Annotated in this window: 1 protein-coding gene; it reads left to right on the plus strand. The window is 34.9% G+C overall.

What is annotated here, in order from left to right:
* Positions 1–172: 172 nt before the first annotated feature.
* On the plus strand, positions 173–1,486 hold the full coding sequence (locus G4407_RS15985) for an IS4 family transposase (RefSeq protein ID WP_173689666.1): 1,314 nt from the start codon (positions 173–175) through the stop codon (positions 1,484–1,486).
* Positions 1,487–1,676 lie beyond the last annotated feature (190 nt).

Raw genomic sequence — 1,676 nt, forward strand, 5'->3', positions numbered from 1 at the left:
GTAATGCCAGTTAGCTAAAATTGGAATAAAATAGTAGGTATCCTAAAGTAATGGTAATAATGCACAATTCATAACATTGTTTTTCTATGTTTCAAAACATAAAAATCACTTGACAAATACATCAAAATTTGCGGCGCAGCCTCTTGAATATACATTTTTAGGAGGTTTTACCATGAATCACTATGCAAACTACGTTCGCAACACTCTTTTTAAAGCTATTTCAGAAATGGAACAGCAAATGGAAGATTTCGTAAAGAATCCCGGACACGATTTTTCAAGGAAAGGGAAAATGGAATTCTCCGATGTCATAAAGTTCTATATCTCATCAGGTAGCAGTGCCCTTGATGTTGAACTATGTGAATACGCAGACCGAGAAAAACTCAATTCTGAGCTTCCTATTTCAAAATCCGGCTACATTCAAAAGAGAAATAAACTAAAGCCTGACACTATGGAAAATCTGTTTCATTCTTTTAATAGAAAAATAAAGTCTAAGAAAACTTTTCAGGGTTATGAGCTTCTTGCCTGTGATGGAGCAGACCAAAATATTTTCCGTGATCCAAAAGATAAAAAGACACATTTTCCTGGAAAGAAAGAGCGTGGAACTTTTGGGTTTAATCAATTGCACATTAATGCCTTATATAATCTGCTGGATTTCAGATATGTACATACATTAATCCAATCACCATATGAGGAGAATGAATCATCAGCTCTTATTCATATGGTAAAAGATCTTCCGAGAAACAGAAAAACAATCATTATTGCAGATCGGGGATATGAAACTTACAATATTTTTGCAAATATTCAGGAAAAAGGTCTCTTCTATCTTATTAGAGTAAAAGATGTCACCAGCAATGGAAGTATCGCGGGTAGCCTTTGCCTGCCATCAAAAGGGGAATTCGATGAAGACATCACTCTTAAAATGACAAGAAAGCAAAAATATTTAAGAGAAAAAGGTTATAAATATCTTGCCAAATCGTCTCCTTTTGATTTTTTGGATTCAGAACATCCTTTTTACGAACTATCCTTCCGTATTGTCAGGATTCTTTTGCCGAATGGTAACTATGAATGCCTGATTACCAATCTGGATCGCAAAGAATTTTCGACTGAAAAACTGAAAACTCTATACAAAATGCGGTGGGGCATAGAAACATCTTTCCGAAAACTTAAATATACGATAGGTATGTCAAACCTTCATAGTAAAAATCCCGAATACATTTGCCAGGAAATATTTGGGAAACTGATTTTGTACAATTTCTGTGAGATTATTGCCAGCCATGTAGTACTGGAGCAGCGAAACAAAAAATATGAATATCGAGTAAATTTTACTATGGCAGTCTATTGCTGTAGAAGATATCTAAGAGATTCTTTGTTTAACAATATCGAACAGTTGATAAACCGAAGTCTGACACCAGTAAAGCCGGATCGACAGTATAAACGACGCGTGATTAAAAAAAGATGGATTAGTTTTACATACCGTGCCGCATAAATATCCTTTCCCTTACCGTTATATTATCAAGCAGAAGTTTTTCAGACTATCTGCTTTAAAGTGCTGCCCTTTTGTCTGATTTATCAAGTAGGAATCCTTTCAGATAGCGGGACTTATATTCTGAAGCTGCTGTAAATGATATATGCATTAAGAGCAGTCCTGTTTTCTAATTTTAGCTAACTGGCATTAC

This window comes from Allocoprococcus comes (assembly GCF_013300725.1).
Lineage (GTDB): Bacteria > Bacillota > Clostridia > Lachnospirales > Lachnospiraceae > Allocoprococcus > Allocoprococcus comes_A.